The 20,375-nt window shown below is 51.5% G+C and carries 15 protein-coding genes; 8 read left to right on the top strand and 7 right to left on the bottom strand.

All coding sequences use genetic code 11. The features are described from left to right. Positions 1-96: 96 nt before the first annotated feature. The 6 genes from cntE to cntA are packed head-to-tail and all read right to left on the bottom strand — an operon-like array spanning position 97 to position 6,441. The gene (gene cntE / locus A7K91_RS19530; RefSeq protein ID WP_068685867.1) at positions 97-1,326 is read right to left on the bottom strand and encodes a staphylopine family metallophore export MFS transporter CntE; all 1,230 of its coding nucleotides are present in this window, start codon (positions 1,324-1,326) and stop codon (positions 97-99) included. Positions 1,327-1,354: 28 nt separating this feature from the next. Continuing rightward, on the bottom strand, positions 1,355-2,098 hold the full coding sequence (locus tag A7K91_RS19535) for an ABC transporter ATP-binding protein (RefSeq protein WP_068685869.1): 744 nt from the start codon (positions 2,096-2,098) through the stop codon (positions 1,355-1,357). Continuing rightward, on the bottom strand, positions 2,085-2,906 hold the full coding sequence (gene cntD / locus A7K91_RS19540) for a staphylopine uptake ABC transporter ATP-binding protein CntD (protein WP_068685871.1): 822 nt from the start codon (positions 2,904-2,906) through the stop codon (positions 2,085-2,087). The genes A7K91_RS19535 and cntD overlap by 14 nt, the downstream gene beginning before the upstream one ends. Positions 2,907-2,910: 4 nt before the next feature. Continuing rightward, positions 2,911-3,804: a staphylopine uptake ABC transporter permease subunit CntC gene (gene cntC / locus A7K91_RS19545; RefSeq protein ID WP_068685873.1), complete on the bottom strand. Its 894-nt coding sequence runs from the start codon at positions 3,802-3,804 to the stop codon at positions 2,911-2,913. Beyond that, the gene (opp1B, locus tag A7K91_RS19550) at positions 3,805-4,737 is read right to left on the bottom strand and encodes a nickel/cobalt ABC transporter permease (RefSeq protein ID WP_068685875.1); all 933 of its coding nucleotides are present in this window, start codon (positions 4,735-4,737) and stop codon (positions 3,805-3,807) included. Positions 4,738-4,752: 15 nt separating this feature from the next. Next, positions 4,753-6,441, bottom strand: a complete 1,689-nt coding sequence (gene cntA, locus A7K91_RS19555) for a staphylopine-dependent metal ABC transporter substrate-binding lipoprotein (protein WP_245697681.1) — start codon at positions 6,439-6,441, stop codon at positions 4,753-4,755. Between the two features lie 501 nt (positions 6,442-6,942). Here cntA and adhE point away from each other — a divergent pair. From adhE to A7K91_RS19585, 6 genes are all read left to right on the top strand, one after another. Next, positions 6,943-9,561 (top strand): bifunctional acetaldehyde-CoA/alcohol dehydrogenase, encoded by a 2,619-nt coding sequence (gene adhE / locus A7K91_RS19560; RefSeq protein ID WP_068685877.1) that lies wholly within the window; start codon positions 6,943-6,945, stop codon positions 9,559-9,561. 280 nt (positions 9,562-9,841) lie between these two features. Further along, entirely contained in the window at positions 9,842-10,924 is a 1,083-nt protein-coding gene (locus tag A7K91_RS19565) for an undecaprenyldiphospho-muramoylpentapeptide beta-N-acetylglucosaminyltransferase (protein WP_068685879.1), read from the top strand. A 407-nt stretch (positions 10,925-11,331) separates the two neighbouring features. Beyond that, complete coding sequence (locus A7K91_RS19570) at positions 11,332-12,363, top strand: LacI family DNA-binding transcriptional regulator (protein WP_068685881.1); 1,032 nt, start codon at positions 11,332-11,334, stop codon at positions 12,361-12,363. A 159-nt stretch (positions 12,364-12,522) separates the two neighbouring features. Continuing rightward, positions 12,523-13,686: a Gfo/Idh/MocA family protein gene (locus tag A7K91_RS19575; protein WP_068685882.1), complete on the top strand. Its 1,164-nt coding sequence runs from the start codon at positions 12,523-12,525 to the stop codon at positions 13,684-13,686. Positions 13,687-13,735: 49 nt separating this feature from the next. Further along, the gene (locus A7K91_RS19580) at positions 13,736-14,464 is read left to right on the top strand and encodes a ThuA domain-containing protein (protein WP_068685883.1); all 729 of its coding nucleotides are present in this window, start codon (positions 13,736-13,738) and stop codon (positions 14,462-14,464) included. A gap of 35 nt (positions 14,465-14,499) precedes the next feature. After that, the gene (locus A7K91_RS19585; protein ID WP_211274550.1) at positions 14,500-15,600 is read left to right on the top strand and encodes a Gfo/Idh/MocA family protein; all 1,101 of its coding nucleotides are present in this window, start codon (positions 14,500-14,502) and stop codon (positions 15,598-15,600) included. 206 nt (positions 15,601-15,806) lie between these two features. On the opposite strand, the gene A7K91_RS19590 is transcribed toward A7K91_RS19585, so the two are convergent. Further along, entirely contained in the window at positions 15,807-16,325 is a 519-nt protein-coding gene (locus tag A7K91_RS19590) for a GNAT family N-acetyltransferase (protein ID WP_245697690.1), read from the bottom strand. A 184-nt stretch (positions 16,326-16,509) separates the two neighbouring features. Between A7K91_RS19590 and A7K91_RS19595 the strand changes: the two genes are divergently transcribed. Next, positions 16,510-19,038, top strand: coding sequence for a family 10 glycosylhydrolase (locus A7K91_RS19595; protein WP_068685885.1), 2,529 nt, complete (start codon positions 16,510-16,512; stop codon positions 19,036-19,038). 219 nt (positions 19,039-19,257) lie between these two features. Continuing rightward, positions 19,258-20,175, top strand: coding sequence for an NAD(P)-dependent oxidoreductase (locus tag A7K91_RS19600; protein WP_082967601.1), 918 nt, complete (start codon positions 19,258-19,260; stop codon positions 20,173-20,175). Positions 20,176-20,375 lie beyond the last annotated feature (200 nt).

The raw sequence follows: 20,375 nt of genomic DNA on the forward strand, positions 1-20,375 counted from the left end.
TGTAGAACATTAGGCTGGTATGTACAAAAATGTGCCTCGATATCAAAATGGGTTGTCCGGCTGCAGCGCAAAGCTGCAACGGACAACCCATTTTTTTTAGGACAGCTGAATCTGAGGACGGCGAGAATAACCAAACACAATCATTGTCCCCGCTAAAATGGCACAAACGGCATACATGACGGAATAGGAGGAAAGATCCGAGATCGGTCCCATTACGATTCCGCCAAGAGAAGCCCCTAAATCCGTAGTTGCGATAAAGAGGCCTAGCAAAACATTTCTGTTTTCCTGCGGCAGCACAAAGGCCAGATAGCTTGTTAAAGCAGGGTATAGCAGTGCCTGGGCGATTCCCATCAAGAAGGCGCCGCCGTAGAAAAATAGGATGCCTCCCATTGATGCATAGCTGACCGCAAGCGCTGCAACAGACAGCATCAGCATAATCGTCATAACAAATGAAGAATGCCATTTGCCATCGGAGGGAATGCGCTTGCGCAGGAAAAAACGGGATGAAACAATTGCGATTGCCTGCAGCATCAGGAAAATTGCGCTGCTGCCGCCGGGAACCTCCTTCGCATAAAGCGGGATAAAGGTAGTGGCCGCGCCAAATACAACAGAAGCCGTCAGCATCAAGATGCTGCTTTTGAATAAATGGCGATTCGTAATCAGCATGGAATAGGATTGCAGAATGGTTATTGCAGGCTCGCCGGATTTGGCCGGCTTGTCCATACGATCGGATTTGTTGCTTTTCCCGCTATTTATAGGCGAAGCTTCGTTTTTTTGCTCCATTTTTACGTTAAAGCCCGTGCTTGCTGTCAAAATGACAATAACCGCCATGGCTGCTGCAAAAGATAACCCGCTGCTGCCTTGCCAGATGCCTATAGCAATCAGAGGACCAAATACGGCAGGCAAATAGCCGCTAAGCGAATATAGGGAGATACCCTGCGAACGATCCTTCTCCGGCAAAGCGTCGATAATCCCCAACTGAACGATCATAGAAAAAAATGCCGTACATATCCCCTGAAGCATACGCGCCGCAAAATATCCTTCCAGGCCGCTAAATGTATAAATGAACAAGGCAATTCCGTTTGCAATCAAAATAATTCGTAAAATGGTGACGGAGCCATACTTTTGAATGATCATCCCGGCCCAAGGACGGAATAGCATGGTGGTGAACAAATAAGCGCCCATCACAAGGCCAATCGTTGAATTGCTGGCCCCCAGCGCAGCGCCCTTGAGCGGCAACAGGACATTAAGAATGGAATTGGCCCCAAAATAAAACAGTGTTAATAGATACAGCCGCATAAACGGCCAGGCTAAAGCTCCTTTCAACGCAATAACGCCTCCTGTTAAAATCACTTCATAAAATGACGCTGTTCAGCAGCTTTTTGGCATAAGAGGTTTCGACGGACTTCAGTTGATCCGTATGTACGATTTCCCTGATCGTTCCGTCCTGCATTATAATGAGGCGGCTGCACAGGTAGGCGGCGGCTCCTATATCATGCGTAATAAAAATAAAGCCCATTTTTTCCGTCGAGGAAAGCTCCTTTAACAGCTCCAGAATTTGCATTTGCACGGAGCCGTCCAGCGAGCTGATCGCTTCGTCGAACAAAATGCACTGCGGCTTTGTGGACAAGGCTCTTGCGATACATACCCGCTGCGCTTCCCCTCCTGAAAGCTCATGAGGATATTTGCCCCGGCAGGAGCTATCCAGTCCAACCTGCTCAAGCAGGCTGTCCAAAACGGGATATGGGGGCTTGCCGCTTGCTCCGATATGCAGAAGCGGCTCCAGCAACGCCTTCTCCACCGTATAAAAAGGGTTAATGGAGGAGGTGTAGTCCTGAAATACGGCGCTAATGCTGCCCCTGCGGTTTTTGTGGTCAGTGACGGCTTTTCCGTTCCATAGAATAGTGCCCGAATCCGGCTTTTGAATGCCAAGCAGAAGTTTTCCCAATGTGGATTTTCCGCTGCCGCTTTCACCAATTATGCCAAGACATTCGCCCGGCGTCCATTGGAAGCTGATATCCGAAAGAACGGAATGGCGCTTTCCTGAAAAAAAAACGCCGCTTCGGTATGACATAGAGACTTTGTCAATGGAAAACAAAGCTATCGCCTCCCATAAGACGGCGAAAATGCTGGTTCACCGAAGTCTTGGCCGTTACCAGATAACGGGTATAGTCATGGCGGGGAGCGTGAAAAATATCGCTAGCGGCTCCTTTTTCAACAATAACTCCATTTTTCATAATGAGCACCTCATCCGCCAGCTTTTTGACACAGCCCAAATCATGGGAAACAAAAACCATGGTGCAGCCGAGTCTTTCCCGGAGTAGGGCAAATTGCTGCAATACCTCAAATTGAGAAACTGTATCGAGCGCTGTCGTTGGTTCGTCCGCAATGACCACCTCCGGCTCCAGCACGATGGCAAGGGCGATCATCATTCGTTGAAGCATTCCGCCCGATAGCTGGTGGGGATAGCTGTTCAAGATGCGGAGGTAGTCGTCCAGCTTGACAGCTGTCATTGCTTTTGCCATTTTGCCGATCATTTCGCTCCGGCTCCATCCGTAATGCCAAGCCAGCGTTTCCCGCACGGAAGAGCCGATGGTGCTGGAGGGATCAAAGGCGCGCATGCCATTTTGCAGGATCAAACAAAGCTTTGTGCCGCGTATCCGCCGTATCTCCTTTTCAGTAAGAGCAGTCAGCTTGATGTCGCCCAGCCAGATGTCGCCGGATTGACGCAGACCGGCCTTGTTCAGCCGCATAATTGCACGGCAGGTCAACGATTTACCGCTGCCGCTTTCCCCTACGATAGCCAGACATTTTCCTGCCTTGACCGTAAATGAGCTGTCCTCAACCAACGCGGCGCCGGAGCGGCTATCCCATATCCGCAGCTTCGAAACCACCAAATCCTTCATGCCGTTATGCCACCTCCCTTTCCTTCAGCCGTGTCGAAATGGAAAACCCCTGCTTTAGCCGTATAGGGCGCGAGCTCATCAGCCTTGGGTCCAGCATGCGTTGAAAAGAATCCGATAGGAAATTGACGGCTGACACAACAAGGACAATCGCGATGCCTGGCGCCAGCATCAGCTCCGGCTTGGAAAACATGACGCTTCTTGCTTCGTTCAGCATCATGCCCCACTCCGCATTGGGAGCTTGAATGCCAAGCCCCAGAAAAGAAAAGCCCGATATTTGCAGGATCATGGAGCCAAACGAGCTGCTGGATACAACAAGAATATCCGGCAGCGTTACAGGTAAAAGATGCCTGATCATAATAGAGACCCCCGGCAAACCAAGCATTTTGGAGAAGCGGACATAGTCGGAATTGCTGTATTGCAGCACGGATGTCCGGATGATTCGGGCAAACCAGGCCCACTTCATCAACACAAACGCGATCAAAATATGTTCCAGCCCTGGCCCCATAATGCCGATGACAGCCAAGGTCATGACATAACCCGGAAAGGAAAGCATAACATCGCAAAGGCGCATCAGCAATACATCTGTTTTTCCTCTGAAATACCCGGCTGCAAATCCGGCGAATGCACCGATGGCAACCGATGCGGAAAGTGCGGCAAGCACCCAAAGCACGCTGGGGCGAATACCGTAAATCAATCGCGACAGGACGCAGCGTCCCAGGTGATCATTGCCTAACCAATAGGTCCAGGAGGCGCCTGCAAAACGAAGCTCCATATGCACCTCTTCCGGAGGATGCGGCGCAAACCAGGGAGCAAAAATGCCTGCGGCAATAACGGCGGACAAAAAGGTAAAACAGACAGCGGCCCATTTATCGCGCCTCATAATAGATAGAAGCTTCATTCAGCGATCCATCCTTGCTTTAGGATTCATTGCGGCATTTACGATATCCGACAACGTATTGAAAAAAACAAAGGTAACGGCCAGAATAAGCACATAAGCTTGAATGACGGGGTAATCGCGGCTCAAAATGGCTCTGACGCTGAGCGAGCCCAATCCGGGCCAGGCAAACAGATTTTCGACAACAACGGTGCTGCCCAAAATGACAGGAATCGCCATGCCGAATACGGACACGGCGACTTGCAGCGAGTTGCGGAGAATATGTTTGGTAACGAGGAGCTCCAGCAAACCGTTTGCTCTTGCGTACAGCACGTAATCTTCATTCAAATTGCCTAACATGGAGCTTCTGATTACCCGGAAATAGATGCCGGCGTAGCTGATTGTAATAATGGCTACCGGCAAAATATAGCTTTGCCAGGCATCCATGCCGCTTGTCGGCAGCAAATCCAGCTTCACCGAAAAATACCAGATCATGAGTGTTGCCAGCCAATAAGGCGGCATGGAGGTCAATAGAAAGGCAGCTCCGCGAATGCCCTTGTCCAGCAGCCGTCCTTCTCTCAGTGCTGATCCAACGCCAAGCGCAATGGATAAACCAACAATGGCGGCCATTGAAACCAGCGTCAGCTTCAGCGTATTGAGGAAAGCCGGCCCAAGCTGGGACCAGACCGGCAGGCCGGTGACATAGGAGCTTCCGAAGTCAAGCCTCAGGCAATCCAGCAGCCAACTGCCATACCGGAACAGAAAAGGGTCGTTCATTCCGAGCTTTTCCCTGGTTTCGGCAATAAGCTCCTTCGTAATTTCTGGCACGCCTTGCGCATGCAGGACAGCTTCGGCCGGTTCGACGGGCGACAAATGGTTCAGACCAAAGGCTAAAAACGTAATAATAATCAACAACGGTATAGCAAAAACAACCTTGCCCAGCACATATCGCTTCATGATCGTAACACCGGCTTATTGGAAGCCCATTTTTTCAAAGGGCAGCTCATATTGCGTTTGCTTGAAGGAAATATGCTTTAAATCCTTGGGTGCAATGATCGTTACGATTCCATTGGTTAGCGGGATAAACACAGCCTCGTCATGAACGATGGTCAAAATTTCTCTATACAGCGCTTGTCTGCTTTGCTCGTCCTTTGAAACCATCACTTCATTGATTTTACCGTACAGCTCATCCGCCTGATGGATTCCCTTGGTTGTATGCAGGTAAGACGATTCAGCAGTAAAAGCGGAAATGGTGCTTTGCGGATCATAGGCCAAACCCCAGGTCTGATTAAACAGCAGCTCATAATCGCCCGTTGCTCTCCGTTTTGCCAATGAAGAGGATTCCTCGCCAACAAGCTCTAGCCCGATACCGGCTGTTTTGGCCGTGCTCTGAATAAACTCGGCCTGGGTTTTCTGGGACGGTGAGGCTGCGTCATAGTATAGCTTGACGCTTAAGGCGCGGCCGTTTTTGGAGCGGATGCCGCTGCGGCTATCTGATTTCCAGCCTGCTTCCTCCAGCAGCCTGATAGCCGCTTCCGGGTTATATTCCCGTTTGCCCAGGCCAATATCGGCATAGTTGACGTTGGAGGAGAAAAGGGATTCGGCAGGCAATTCCGTACCGCTGAAAATGTCCATGCTGATGGTTTCCCGGTCGATGCTTTGCCAAAGAGCCTCCCTGACTGCTTTTTCAGCGACGGGGCTATCACTTTTGCTGCTGTTTGCAGCAATTATTTTTGTATTCATCGCCTGGCTTCTGACAATCTGATAATTTTGATCCTCCGCCAATTGATTCATGGCTTGCACATCAATGCTGTCCGCCCCGCGGTCATCCGTAAAAATAAAATTAACCTCTCCCTTCTTCAAGGCCAAAAGGGTGGTTTCCCCGGCTGGCAGCACCTTTGCGGTTATTTTCGATAGATGCGGAGCTTCGCCCCAATAGCTTTCATTAGCTTCAAATACGGCGTATTGATCGGTTTTGTGTTCAACAAGCCTGTAAGGACCCGTTCCGTTGTAGCCCGTTACGCCATCCCTGGTGCCGCCATTCTTAAAATCGTTTGGCGAAATAAAAGCATAAGGCCGCGTCATGGCCAATTCCAGAAGAGCCGGGTAATAGGCTTCGGTCAAGTCCAGTTGAACGGTATGTTCGTCAAGGGCATGAATAGCCGCAATTTTGGCCGAAAGCTTGATCCAGGCATGTTTGGCCGCATTGGCCTGCACAGCCTCGATATTTTTTTTGACGGCTTCCGCATTAAAGGGGGCTCCGTCGTGGAAGGTTACTCCTTTTCGCAGATGAAACGTATAGCTTTTGCCGTCGGGAGAAATGTCCCAGGATTCAGCAAGCAGCGGCTTGATGCCGTCTTTGGTATTTTCAACCAGCGATTCAAAAACCATGCCAGTGGCAGGGATGGAGCCGGCGTAGAGATGCGGGTTAATATCGTTGATATCTTTGGCGGTTGCATAGGTAAGCTCTTGCGCAGCGGGATGTGTGGATTCGTTGGCAGCAGAGCCTGCCGGATCTGCGCCCGAGGAACTGGCGTTTTGGGGTGAGTAGCTGCCATTAAACGTTGCGCCTCCGCTATTTGTTGAGTTTGCGCTGCAAGCAGCAAGCAGCATTATCGCAAGCGCGGCTAAGGTCAGCAAATAAATGGTCTTTTTAGTCATGATAGGCCTCCAGGGTTTTGTTTTGTTCTATAATAGTAATTATTACGATTAACAATAGGTAAATATTAGCGAAGGCCCGGAATTTCGTCAATAGTTTTTTTGTTTCTCTGGCCCGACCACAGCGGACACCGATGACCGTTACAGGGCCAAATCAAAGGAATCTATACGGCTAGCGGACGTTAGTGTCCGTAACAACCCCGAAATAACCTGATTTACGTAAAATGATTGCTCTAATGGACATTTATGTCCGCCACACTAGCAAAATCCTCAATTTTTGCCTTATGGCGGACAAAAATGTCCGTTGCGCAAATCCATCAATAGGGGCGATGCGGGCAAAAAGAGCGGATTGTGAGAATGCTCTCTTTTTCCAGATCAAATTCAGGTGAAAATTTTCACAAAAACCGAAAATATGTGAAATAATTCACAGATGGAACCTTCTCTGAGGGGTATATTGATATCAAGAAGAGATAAACAACGACTACCTTACAGGAGGGAAAACAAATGGCTGTTAAAGAGAGCAAGGTTAAAGATCAGCCGGCTGCAGAAATGACGGCGGGCGAACACGTGAATCAGTTGGTGGCCAATGCAAAAAAAGCGCTGGAGCAGTTTATGAAGCTGAACCAGGAGCAGGTTGATACAATCGTACAGGCTATGGCATTGGCTGGTCTGGACCGTCATATGGAGCTGGCGAAGATGGCGGTAGAGGAAACGGGCAGAGGGGTATACGAAGACAAAATCACAAAAAACATCTTTGCGACCGAATACATCTACCATGACATCAAGCATAAAAAAACGGTTGGCGTCATCGAAGAAAACAAATACGAAAACTATATGAAGGTTGCAGAGCCGCTTGGCGTTCTTGCCGGGGTTACTCCGGTAACAAACCCGACATCGACAACGATGTTCAAAGCGCTGATTGCTGCAAAAACGAGAAACCCGATTGTGTTTGGCTTCCATCCATCTGCTCAAAAGTGCAGCGCAGCAGCTGCCAAAACGCTGCTGGATGCAGCCGTGAAAAATGGCGCTCCCGAGCATATGATCCAATGGATCGAATTGCCTTCCGTTGAAGCGACGCAAACGCTGATGAACCATCCCGACGTTGCGCTCGTGCTGGCAACAGGCGGTCCCGGCATGGTCAAATCGGCTTACAGCACCGGCAAACCGGCGCTTGGCGTTGGCTCGGGCAACGTGCCTGCTTTTATTGAAAAAACAGCAAACCTGGAGCAAGCGGTCAACGATATCATCCTTTCGAAAACGTTTGACAACGGTATGATTTGCGCATCCGAGCAAGCGGTCATTATCGAAGAGCCGGTTTATGAAAAAGTGAAAAAGCTGATGGCGGATCAAGGCTGCTACTTCCTGAGCAAGGAGGAAACAGCGAAGGTGTCCGATTTGGTTATCGTCAAGGATAAATGCGCAGTCAACGGCGCAATTGTAGGCAAACCTGCAACGTACATCGCCGAGGTTGCTGGCGTAAAAGTGCCTGCAGGCACAAAAATGCTGGTGGCTGAAATCGGCGGCGTAGGTCCCGATTACCCGCTGTCGGCTGAAAAGCTTAGCCCCGTGCTGGCATGTCTCAGAGTTAAAAATGTGGAGCAAGGCATCGAAACAGCCATGAAGGTTGTTGAGTTTGGCGGCATGGGCCATTCGTCGGCGGTTCACACCAACGACGACGCAGTTATCCGGGCCTTTGGGGATCGTCTGCAAACAGGCCGTGTTTTGGTCAACTCGCCTTCGACGCATGGCGGCATCGGCGACATTTACAACTCCAATACGCCTTCGCTTACGCTGGGCTGCGGATCGTATGGCAAAAACTCGACAACATCGAACGTGACGGTCGATAATCTAATAAACGTGAAGCGGGTGGCACTAAGAGCCGTGAATATGCAATGGTTTAAAATTCCGCCAAAAATTTATTTTGAAAGAGGCGCAACTCAATATCTGGCCAAAATGGAGAATATCAGCCGCGTCATGATCGTAACCGACCCTGTCATGGTGAAGCTTGGATATGTAGAGCGGGTTGAATATTATTTACGGAAGCGTCAGACACCTGTTTTAATTGAAGTTTTTTCGGAAGTTGAGCCTGATCCTTCGATTGAAACGGTCAGACGCGGCGTAGCCATGATGGATGCCTTCAAGCCGGATTGCATTATCGCGCTGGGCGGCGGTTCGCCAATGGACGCAGCCAAAGGCATGTGGTTGTTCTACGAGCATCCCGAAACGGATTTCCAATCGGTCAAACAGAAGTTCCTGGACATCCGCAAACGTGTTTACAAATACCCGCATCTGGGCGACAAAGCCAAGTTCGTGGCTATTCCGACAACATCGGGTACAGGCGCAGAGGTTACTTCGTTTGCGGTTATTACCGACAAGGAAAACGGCAACACCAAATATCCGCTGGCCGATTACGAGCTGACGCCGGACGTGGCGATCATTGATCCCGACTACGTGCTCAGCCTGCCGAAAAGCGCGGTAGCCGACACCGGCATGGACGTGTTGACGCATGCAATCGAGGCCTATGTATCCAATATGGCTAATGATTATACGGACGGCCTGGCGCTTCACGCGATTCAGCTGGTATTCGAAAATCTGATCAGCTCGTACAGAAATGCCGATCCATACTCGCGCGAAAAAATGCACAATGCATCGGCAATTGCGGGCATGGCGTTTGCCAACGCATTCCTTGGCATCAACCACAGCTTGGCGCATAAATGGGGCGGTCAATACCATACTGCTCACGGCCGCACCAATGCGATCCTGCTGCCGCATGTTATTAAATACAATGCGTCGAAGCCCTCGAAGTTTGTATCGTTCCCGAAATATACGCACTTTGTAGCCGATCAGCGCTATGCCAAAATCGCCCGCATACTGGGCTTGCCGGCACGCACGACGGAGGAAGGCGTAAACAGCTTGATCGAAGCGATTCGCAAGCTGAACAAAGAGCTGGATATCCAGGAAAAATTCGAGGATCTAAAAATTGATCCTAAGGATTTTGAGCAACGCGTCGATTATTTGGCAGACCGCGCCTTCGAGGATCAATGTACGACTGCGAATCCAAAGCTGCCGCTTGTTACGGAGCTTGCGGAAGTGTACAGAAACGCCTTCTACGGCAGATTTTAATTAATACAGCCAACTGGCTGCATGGGGGAAGCTGCAACGTAGTCGACGAGGTCTGTAGAAGATGCAACGAGTACATCAGGCCCACCTCAGCCTAATCGGGGGCAAGGAGGCCGTCACAGCCGGAAATGCAGCAGCTACGCTATCATCAAAAAGTCTCGAGGGCATTCCGCCCCCGGGGCTTTTTGCGCTGCGCCCGGGCAATTGATGAGAAATTGAAGAGAGGGAATGTTAAATTGCGGCGGGAAACGTATAATGGTAATACCGAACAGAAAAAGGATGGATGGCATTGAACAAGATTGTATTGACCGGAGGCGGTTCGGCAGGCCATGTTACTGTCAATCTGGCATTAATACCGCTCCTTCAGGGAGAAGGCTGGAGCGTGGATTACATAGGCTCGGAAAACGGAATCGAACGGGAGCTGGTGAGCGAGGTTAATGACGTCACCTATTGGCCGATTGCAACCGGCAAGCTGCGGCGTTATCTGGATTGGCAAAACGTCAAGGACCCCTTCAAGGTGATCAAAGGGCTTTGGCAAGCCTGCCGCATCATCAGCAAGCAAAAGCCAAACGTCGTATTTTCCAAAGGCGGCTTTGTGTCGGTGCCCGTCGTGCTGGCCGCCTGGATGAACCGGGTGCCCGTACTTATTCATGAATCCGATCTGACGCCGGGACTGGCGAACAAAATTGCTATCCCTTTTGCTACGGGGGTATGCACGACCTTTCCCGAAACTGGCGAAACCCTTCCTTCCGGCAAAAGCAGACATATAGGGGCTATTGTCCGCAAGGAGCTGTTTGCGGGTAATCCCAAGCGCGGCCGCGATTTATGCGGCTTCCGCAGCGGCAAGCCCGTGCTTATGGTCATGGGGGGCAGCCTTGGCGCAAGGCGGATTAACGAGGCTGTACGCGAGGCGCTTCCAGAGCTGCTTCAGCAGTTCCAAATTGTGCATCTGTGCGGCAAAAACGGCTTGGACGAAAGCATTTCGCTGCCCGGCTACAAGCAATTTCCCTTTGTCGGGGAGGAGCTGCCGGATTTGCTGGCAATGACGGATGTGGCCGTTTCGCGGGCAGGCTCCAACTCCATTTTTGAATTTCATGCGGTCCGTGTACCAATGCTGCTCATCCCTCTTCCGAAGGGTCAAAGCAGGGGGGATCAGCTGCTTAACGCCGAATCCTTCCGCAAGGCGGGGTATTGCGAGGTTCTTCAGGAGGAAGAACTCGGCGCGGGCGAGCTGGTTAAGCGCGTTTCAGAGCTTTACAGCAAACGCGACAGCTACAAGGCTAATATGGAACGGCATGCCGGGAGCGACAGCTTGACGGAGCTGTACAAATGGCTGCTGGAGATCAAAAAGCGATCCCTAAAATAAGGCTTAAGCCAGAAATTAAGACTTAAACCGCAAATCGGTGAGGAACACTTGACACATCGCCTTGCGGTGAGGAACCCTTGACATGTCGGACTTGCAGCTCTGCAGGACAGAAGGATTTTTCTAACTCTTGTGGACATGAATGACCATTGCTCTGGTAAACACTAGCCCTATTCGACTTTGCCGGTCATGAATGACCGGCAAAGTACAGACCGAACACCCAACGCTCAACACCTCTATTTTTCTACCATTGTTCAAGCATCGGCGTACTTATTTTTTGCGTTGACTTAAAAGCGGTTTCATGACATAATGTACGCGTGTACATTATGGTTTTTGAGCTTGAACGCATATGGATGGATAAGGTCTTCTCATTTGTAAAATTCGTTTGAGTTTGTCATTAAGGAGGAAGCATCATCAGCAGGAAGGAAGTAGCCCGGCTGGCGGGCGTATCGGAGGCGACGGTGTCGCGGGTGTTGAACAATGTAGGCCCGATCAAGGAAGAAACGCGCCGCCGCGTGCTGGAGGCTGCCAGTCAGATCGGGTATGTGCCCAGCGCTTTGGCGCAGCAATTTGCCAGGAGGAGAAGCGGCAACGTTGGGGTTGTGCTGCCTTTTATGCCTAAGGTCAAGTTGTTTTCCACTTATTATTTTTCGGAAATCTTAAGCGGAATTGGTGAAGCGGCGCAGCGCTGCGGCTATGATTTGCTGCTGATCTTTAACAGCCCTGATCAACGTCATGATTATGCCAAGCTGTTTCGGGCTCAAAAGGTCGATGCTTGCATTATGCTTGGCTCAAGCGATGTGCCGGAGGAGCGCAGAGCGCTTAAGGAGCTGCAAATGGAGGGGCACCCGTTTTGTCTGGTGAACCAGCATTTTGGCGGCGAGGATTTTCCGGCAGTGGATGCGGATCATGTGAGCGGAAGCAGGCTGGCTATACGCCATCTGCTGGAGGGCGGCAGACAAAGGATCGCATTTCTGAATGGCCCGCCGCAATACTCCAACAGCGGAGACCGGCTAAGGGCTTATCGGGAGGAGATGCGCGAGGCTGGCTATTCGGTCAGGCAGGAGCTGATGTTTGTAGGCAACTACAGCCGGACCAGCGGCTATGAGCTGGCTGGCCCTATTGGCGAAGGGATAGCCGAAGGCAGAATCGACGCCGTATTTGCGGCCAACGACCGTATGGCAATCGGATTGATGCAAGGCTTGGCGGAGCGCGGCTTGAAGGCGCGTGAGCATTACGCCTTGGTGGGCTGCGACGATTCGGACGGCTCCAGATTAATTAGCCCGACACTTTCTACAATAAGCGTTCCCTTTTACGAAATGGGGAAGCTGGCGGCGGAAAGGCTGCTGTCACCTGAGAAGAAGGAGGAAATCGGGAATAGGGCCGAGGGCAACGGTTTAATCCGTCTCCCTGTTGCGTTTGAAGCCCGGGAATCCTCTTGAAAACAAAAACTAAAACTAAAACTAAAACTAAAACAAAACGGCTCACTTGCGAAACAGGCAGCTTCAAAAGACTTGGTGCTGTAAGCGCTTTTTCAAAAGGCCCGGCTATAGCAGCAATCTCTAAAAATAAATCAAATTCTGGAGAGGCGGTCGATCAGGATGGCAAATGTTAGAGTAGGCATGGTTGGTTATAAGTTTATGGGTAAAGCGCATAGCAACGCATATCGTGCGCTGCCGATGTTTTTCCCGGATGCGGCTTCAAAGCCGGTCATGAAGGTTATTTGCGGACGCGATCCCGTTCAGCTGGAGCAGGCGCGGACGCAATTCGGCTGGGAGCAGTCCGTGACGGATTGGCGCGAGCTTGTGACGCGGGACGACGTGGATTTGATCGACATCAACGCGCCCAGCGACGCGCATAAGGAAATTGCATTGGCCGCCGCAGCTAACGGCAAGCATATTTTTTGTGAAAAGCCGCTAGCGCTGTCACTGAAGGATTCGCGCGAGATGCTAGAGGCAGCGGAGAATGCCGGAGTTACGCATATGGTAGGCTTCAACTATCGCTTCGCTCCTGCTGTTCAATTGGCCAAAAAGCTGATTAGCGAAGGACGGATCGGCAAAATTTATCATTTTCGCGGCGTGTTTCTTCAGGACTGGATTATTGATCCCAATTTCCCTCTCGTCTGGAGACTGCAAAAAGAAATCGCAGGCTCAGGCTCGCATGGCGATTTGGGCGCGCATGTCATTGATATGGCGCGGTATCTCGTTGGCGAATTTGATGAGGTTATCGGCATGAGCGAAACATTCGTCAAGCAGCGGCCGATCGCTTCCGCGATGACGGGGCTGAGCGCCAAGGGCGAAGCGGGCGGCGAGCTCGGCGACGTATCTGTGGATGACGCCACTGTGTTTATGGCGCGTTTCGAGGGCGGAGCGATGGGCAGCATCGAAGCAACCCGCTTTGCAGCGGGGCATCGCTGCACCAACGCCTTTGAAATCAACGGCAGCAAAGGCAGCATCAAGTTTGATTTTGAGCGCGTGAACGAGCTTCAGGTTTATTTTACCGAAGATGCCGAGGATGTACAGGGCTTCAGACGGGTGCTTGCGACCGATCCGGCGCATGCCTATATGGATGCCTGGTGGCCGGCGGGGCATACCATCGGATACGAGCATACGTTTACGCATGAGGTGCTGGAGCTGATGAACGCGCTGAGCGAGGGACGCCAGCCGGTGCCGAACTTTGTGGACGGCGTGAAGTGCCAGGAGGTTCTGGAGGCGGTGGATCTGTCTATTGCCGAGCGGAGATGGGTCAAGCTGAACGAAATGTAAGGTAAGCCAAAAAGAAAGCAAAAATGCGGAATGGCGGAGGAGAAAACCGATGAAAAAAGCATTGCTTGTGTGGGGCGGATGGGACGGCCATCAGCCCAAGGAGGTTTCTGAAATTTTTCGCGCCCAGCTGGAGGCGGAAGGTTTCGAGGTAGAGGTAAGCGACACGCTTGAGGCTTTTGCAGACGGAGAAAAGCTGAAGGGGCTTGATTTGATCGTTCCCCTGTGGACGATGGGAAGAATCGAGCAAGGTCTGGTGAATAACGTTTCGGCTGCGGTACAGAGCGGCGTAGGGCTTGCCGGCTGCCATGGCGGCATGTGCGACGCCTTCCGCGAAAATGTGGATTGGCAGTTTATGACGGGCGGCCAATGGGTGGCGCATCCTGGTAACGACGGGGTTGCCTATACGGTAAACATAAGCAATTCATCCAGCCCGCTCACGGCTGGTATTGAAGATTTCGAGGTCAGCTCCGAGCAATATTATTTGCATGTTGATCCAGCGGTTGAAGTATTGGCGACCACGCGGTTTCCTCTTGTGGATGGGCCGCACAAATATAACAAAGCGGTAGATATGCCTGTGGCATGGACCAAGCGCTGGGGACTGGGGCGCGTATACTACAATTCGCTTGGCCATCAGGCCAACATTATGGAAATTCCCTTTGTGAAAGAAATGATGCGCCGCGGATTCTTATGGTGCGCGGAGGGCAAATATCTGGCGGAGCAATCCGGCGCAGCCAAAGGTCAAGGCGCATATAGCGGCATGGCGGACAACCAGCTTTAGAAATCAGATTATGGGCGAACGAGGGATGCGGAATCATGAGAAAGCTGAAAACGGGAATTATCGGCACGGGAAATATTAGCGGCATTTATTTGGAAAACGGCAATCGCTTTGACAGCCTGGAGGTTGTCGCCTGCGGCGACCTAAACGTCGAGCTGGCAAAAGCGAAGGGCGAGCAACACGGCATACGGGGCGGTTCCGTCGAGGATGTGCTGGCCGATCCCGAAATCGAATTGATTATTAACCTGACTATTCCGAAGGCCCATGCATCCATTAATTTGCGGGCTTTGGAGGCAGGGAAGCATGTTTACGTGGAGAAGCCTTTTGCAGTGACGAGAGAGGAAGCGGGCGAGGTGCTCAGGCTGGCGGAGGCCAAAGGGCTTTCGGTAGGAAGCGCGCCGGATACGTTCCTTGGGGGCGGCATCCAAACCTGCATCAAGCTGCTGGAGGACGGCTGGATTGGCACGCCAATCGGCGCAACGGCCTTTATGGTGGGAGGCGGCCATGAAACCTGGCATCCGTCACCCGAGTTTTATTACCAGACGGGCGGCGGCCCGATGTTCGACATGGGCCCTTATTATTTAACGGCGCTGGTAGCCATGCTGGGGCCAATTACAAGAGTAACGGGCTCAGCGCGCATCTCTTATCCCGAGCGCACCATTACAAGCCAGCCTAAATTCGGGCAAAAGGTTCAGGTGGAGGTGCCGACGCATATTGCTGGCATTATGGATTTTGCATCCGGCCCGATTGGAACGATTCTGACAAGCTTTGATGCCAAAGGAGCATCCACGCTTCCGCGTATCGAGGTTTACGGAAGCGGCGGCACTATGCTGGTGCCGGACCCCAACAATTTTGGCGGCGAAATCAAAATTTGGCGCGCCGGGTCGAAGGAATGGGCATCCATTCCGCTTGCATTCGGCTATAGTGAAAACGCGCGCGGCGTAGGAGCCGCCGATATGGCGAAAGCAATCGTAAGCGGCAGGCCGCACCGCGCAAGCGGAGAGCTGGCTTACCATGTGCTGGAGGCCATGCATGGCTTTCACGACGCATCGGAGCAAGGGGCGCACTATCAGATGCGAAGCACCTGTGCACGCCCCGCCCCGTTCCCGCTTGGCATGCAGCCGTATATGCTGGACTAGGTTAAGCCTGGCCCTGTAAGATGTGACAGAAGAGGGACTGCCAGTTGCCGGCAGTCCCTTGACTTGTTGTATGGCCTTTGCTGGCAGTTGCTAAGGGTGCGTCTGATAACTCCGCAGAGGGTGAAAAGGCGGTGATAAATGCCCTTTAGCGAGTGTTCAGGCACGCCCTAGCCGCTTGACGGCTATTTTTAATATCTGGCGGGAGGTCAATCATATTCGCTTCGCAACAGAGACATGATATGAAGCGATTCATAGGTATCCCCCGATTTGATGCAATCCCTCAACGTTCCTTCCAGCGTAAACCCCATCTTTTTATACAAATAGATAGCCCGTTCGTTGTGCGTTTTGACGTCCAGCCACAGGCGGTTGGCGCTGACATTCTCAAACGCCCATTTCTTCAAAAGGCGAAACGCTGCCGTACCATAACCTCCGCCTTTGCGTGAAATGACAATGCGCGTTAATTCCAGGCTGTCGTGCGGGCTGCACAATCCCGCCAAAATGATATAGCCCACAGGGCTGTCGTCAGGAACTGCCTCGATAATAAAATAACGAATGTCGGGGTTGCTCAGGGAAAGCTCATGCTTTTGGATACTCCAAGGCTGAATGAAGACGGCATTTTCTGGCGCACTCTCCAATTCGGCGATAAAGTTCAAATCAGCCCGTTGAGCCGCCCGGAACTTGACACTTTCAAGATTATCGATAATCATAGAGGTATCATTTATCATGAATTCTGCTCCTTTATCCGTTTTGTTTTGCAACCGCTTGCATATCGGGGGCGTTTATTTGGCTTCCCGCAATGTTCAACAATAAAGTATACACCATTTTTGACGGGAGCAGCTGTGTTAAACGTCAATGCGGACAAAAACTGCAGGTTTGTATGCACGTCCTAAATTGAAAGGGGACTGGATCATGAGCTGGTGGACCGGCAATACGTTAAGACTGGTGCAAAATAATTTGAGGGAGGTGGACGCGGATCTGGATGTGGATAAGCTGATCAGCCAGTTAAAAGCGATGGATGCCAATGTATTGATGATGAACGCGGGCGGCATGTTTGCTTTTTATCCCTCCAGGCTGCCCTATCAATATGTCACGCCGTATCTCAAAGGGGACCTGCTTGGCGAAACGATTCATAAGGCGCATAAAAACGGCATCCGCTTCATTGCCCGTTTTGATTTCAGCAAGGCGCATGAATCCATTTTTGAGAAGCGTCCTGAATGGTTTTACCGCACAAGGGACGGCAAGGAGGTCAATTATTCCGGTATCGTCCATACCTGTCTGAATGGCGGCTATCAGCAGCAGAACAGTTTGGTCATTCTGGAAGAGGCGTTGACCGCCTATGATGTGGACGGCGTATTTTTCAATATGTTCGGTTATCAGAACTGGGACTATAGCGGCAACTATTATGGAATCTGCCATTGCGATAACTGCCGCGTCCTTTTTAAAAAAATGTACGGCCTTGAGCTTCCGCCGGAAGAGGACCGTGGCAACGAAACCTTCCGCAAATACCGCGAATTTCAGGAAAAAACCTCTATGGCCATTTTGGAAAAAATAGCTTCCCATCTCAAAAAGCTGCGTCCCGACATCGCGATCAGCACCTATCATCCTCACAAAGTAGACATTGTCCGCCATGAATCCAACACGGCGCTAAACCGGCCGCTTCCCAAATGGCTTTATTCCGCTGCGGAAAACATTATGCCTATTATGGGCAGCTATGCTGGAAAGCTGGTCAGCAACTGTTCCATCAACGCGATTGATTTGACTTATCGTTTTACGGGCGTTTCCCGGCAGGAAACGGAAATTCGGCTATACGAAAGCCTGCTCAGCGGGTCGGGCCTCGACTTTTGCATCATAGGCGCGTTTGAGGGTTATCCTGACCGTGAAAATCTGGAGACGGTTTCGTCCATCTTCAGATATCATAAGCAGCACGAGGCGCTGTTTGGACAGCTTCAAAGCGTTGCGGATGTTGTCCTGGTCAAGCCTTCTCCTTCATCGGTGCGGGATTCATCCAAGGAGTACTTTGGCGTGTTCAAAATGCTCAAGGAAAGCCACATTCAATTCGATGTCATCAAGCAGGACAGGCTGGAACGGCTTGCGGCTAACCCGGCCAAAATAGTTATTTTGCCAGGCGTGGAGAAGCTGGAGACAAGCGAGCTGGAGCAGCTTGCGGAATGGCGCAAGCGCGGATTGCATATCGTAGCGACGGGCGGGGCGCTTGCCGGGCAGCCGGAGGCGCTGCGCCTGTTGTTTCATGCCGCTCCTGGCCGGATTATTGAAGATACGACAGCCTCCTATGTGCGTGTTGACGACAAAACGATGTTCCCGCAAATGGCTTTGAGGGATTGGGTCGTTGTGGACGGCGCGTTTGCCACCGTTTCGTTTGGCGAGGGAGCGACGAAAAGGCTGCCTTATATCGCATCTGCAAGCTTTGGGCCCCCGGAGCGCGCGTATGGACATGCCGAGTCGCCGGAGCTGTATGCCTTGGGCATCATGCCGCCGGGAGTACTTGCCAGACCGGATAGCGGCAGCGCGGTTGGAGGCAGAATGGCTGGAGTCAGCGTCGAAGGGCGCAGCAGCAAATGTGGAGGCAATAGCAACGTAGAAGGATGCGGAAGCAGCGCAGTCGTGGACATAGTCAGCACAGACGGTGAAAGCATAGCAGGCGATGATAGTATAGTCGAAAGCGGTGCAGAAGGCGAAGGGAGTAGAATAGTCGGAGTCGGTTCAGTAGGCGAAGGTGGCAGGTTAGTCGGACGCGGTGCAGAAGGTGAAGGGAGTAGAATAGGCGAGGGTGGTCCAGTAGGCCAAGTTGGCAGGTTAGTCGGACGTGGTGCAGAAGGTGAAGGGAGTAGAATAGGCGAGAGTGGTCCAGTAGGCCAAGTTGACAGGTTAGTCGGAGGCAGCGCATATGTGTGCTGGAATATAGGGGAGCTGTATTTCCGGCATGGCTTTGCCGATTACCGGTGGATTTTGCTCGGCGCCTTGCATGCGCTTGTTCCCGAGGAACAAAGGATGTTGTCAACTAATGCCCACCCTAGCGTCGAGATTACACTGCATCGTTTGCCGGACGGTTCGCGATTGCTGCAACTGCTTAATTTGTCCGGCTTTAACGGCATGACCTATGAGGACCCGATTCCTATTGGCGAAATCGAAATATCGCTTCAGGGAAGGCCTATTAATACTGACGATAGTAACAACCAATACAACCAAAACAACCAAAGCAACCAAAGCAACCAAAGCAAGCAAAACAACCAAAACAAGCAAAGCAACCAAAGGGCAGAGCTGCCTGCGCCAATAGCTCTTGTCATCCCAGGCCGAAGCACTACTTCGGTGCATACAAGCATGGGGGCAGAAGCCAGGGCCGTGTGGAGAATACGGGACGGGATGGCGGTGCTTGTTGTATCAGGTCTGGGTTCATATGCGGCGTTCCACTTAAAATAAGCAAGGTTGTTTTTATTGTACGAGGGAATTATGCTGGTATAAGCCGAAGTCCTTATTATTTTAAGAAGTAATCAAGAAATGGTTGGATTGGTGCATCAAAAAGGCGATTTTCACAAAGAGAGGATCGTAGAGATTTTTGGAGTGTTTTTTGTAGAGCTTCAAAGGAATTGCGGTTTCGTGGTTTTTATAAGGGGCTCAGATTTGCGATATCCAAAACGAATGCAAGGGAAGCGGTCAAAATCATCTAAGGAGAGTGAAAGCAAGATGGAGTCAACAATCAAAAAGGTTGGGTTTATCGGAACAGGCGTGATGGGGAGCAGCATGGCTAAGCATTTGCAGGCGGGAGGACACGAGCTTCACTTATACACGCGCACCAAAGAAAAGGCGCAGCCGCTTCTGGACTTGGGCATGATCTGGCACGACACGCCGGGTGAGCTGGCCGCCGTTTGTGATGCGGTTTTTACAATTGTAGGCTACCCAAGCGACGTGGAGAATATTTACTTGGGGAGCGAGGGACTGGTGGCATCGGCCAGGCAGGGGACATATCTGATTGATATGACCACCTCATCACCTTCACTCGCCATTCAAATTTATGAAGCGGCAGCGGACAAAGGGCTGTTTGCGCTTGACGCTCCTGTATCGGGCGGCGATATTGGAGCGCGAAACGCCGCATTATCCATTATGGTGGGAGGCGACGAGCAGGTCTTTGAAGCGGTCAAGCCGCTGCTGAATCTCATGGGCAAAAACGTACTGCTGCAAGGCGGTCCGGGCGCTGGCCAGCATACCAAAATGGTGAATCAAATTGCGATCGCCTCCAATATGGTTGGCGTGTGCGAGGCATTGGTATATGCGCGGAGCGCCGGATTGAATCTTGAAAATGTGCTTCGCAGCATCGAAACCGGTGCGGCGGGCAGCTGGTCGCTCAGCAATTTGGCTCCGCGCATCGTAGCGGGTAATTTTGAACCTGGCTTTTTTGTGAAGCATTTTATTAAGGATATGGGCATTGCCCTGGATGCGGCGGAGGAAATGGGCATTGATCTGCCAGGTCTTGCACTCGCCAGAAAGCTGTACGATACAATCGCGGAGGCTGGTCTGGGAGACAAAGGCACTCACGCTCTTTATCAATATTGGAAGTAAGTGACGGCCCGAATAGCGCCCAGCGGAGGGGGAGCGCAGCGCTTTGTACGATTTCTCGTACAAAACAGCACCGCCCGAGTGGTTCCGCAGTGCTTTTGTACGATTCCTCGTTACTACTTAGGTACCACTGCAAAGGAAAAGCTATTTTTGCCTACCTGAATAAGGGATTGAAGGATTCCAAGTCCCTGTTTGCGTAGAGT

The organism is Paenibacillus oryzae (genome assembly GCF_001675045.1).
GTDB lineage: Bacteria > Bacillota > Bacilli > Paenibacillales > Paenibacillaceae > Pristimantibacillus > Pristimantibacillus oryzae.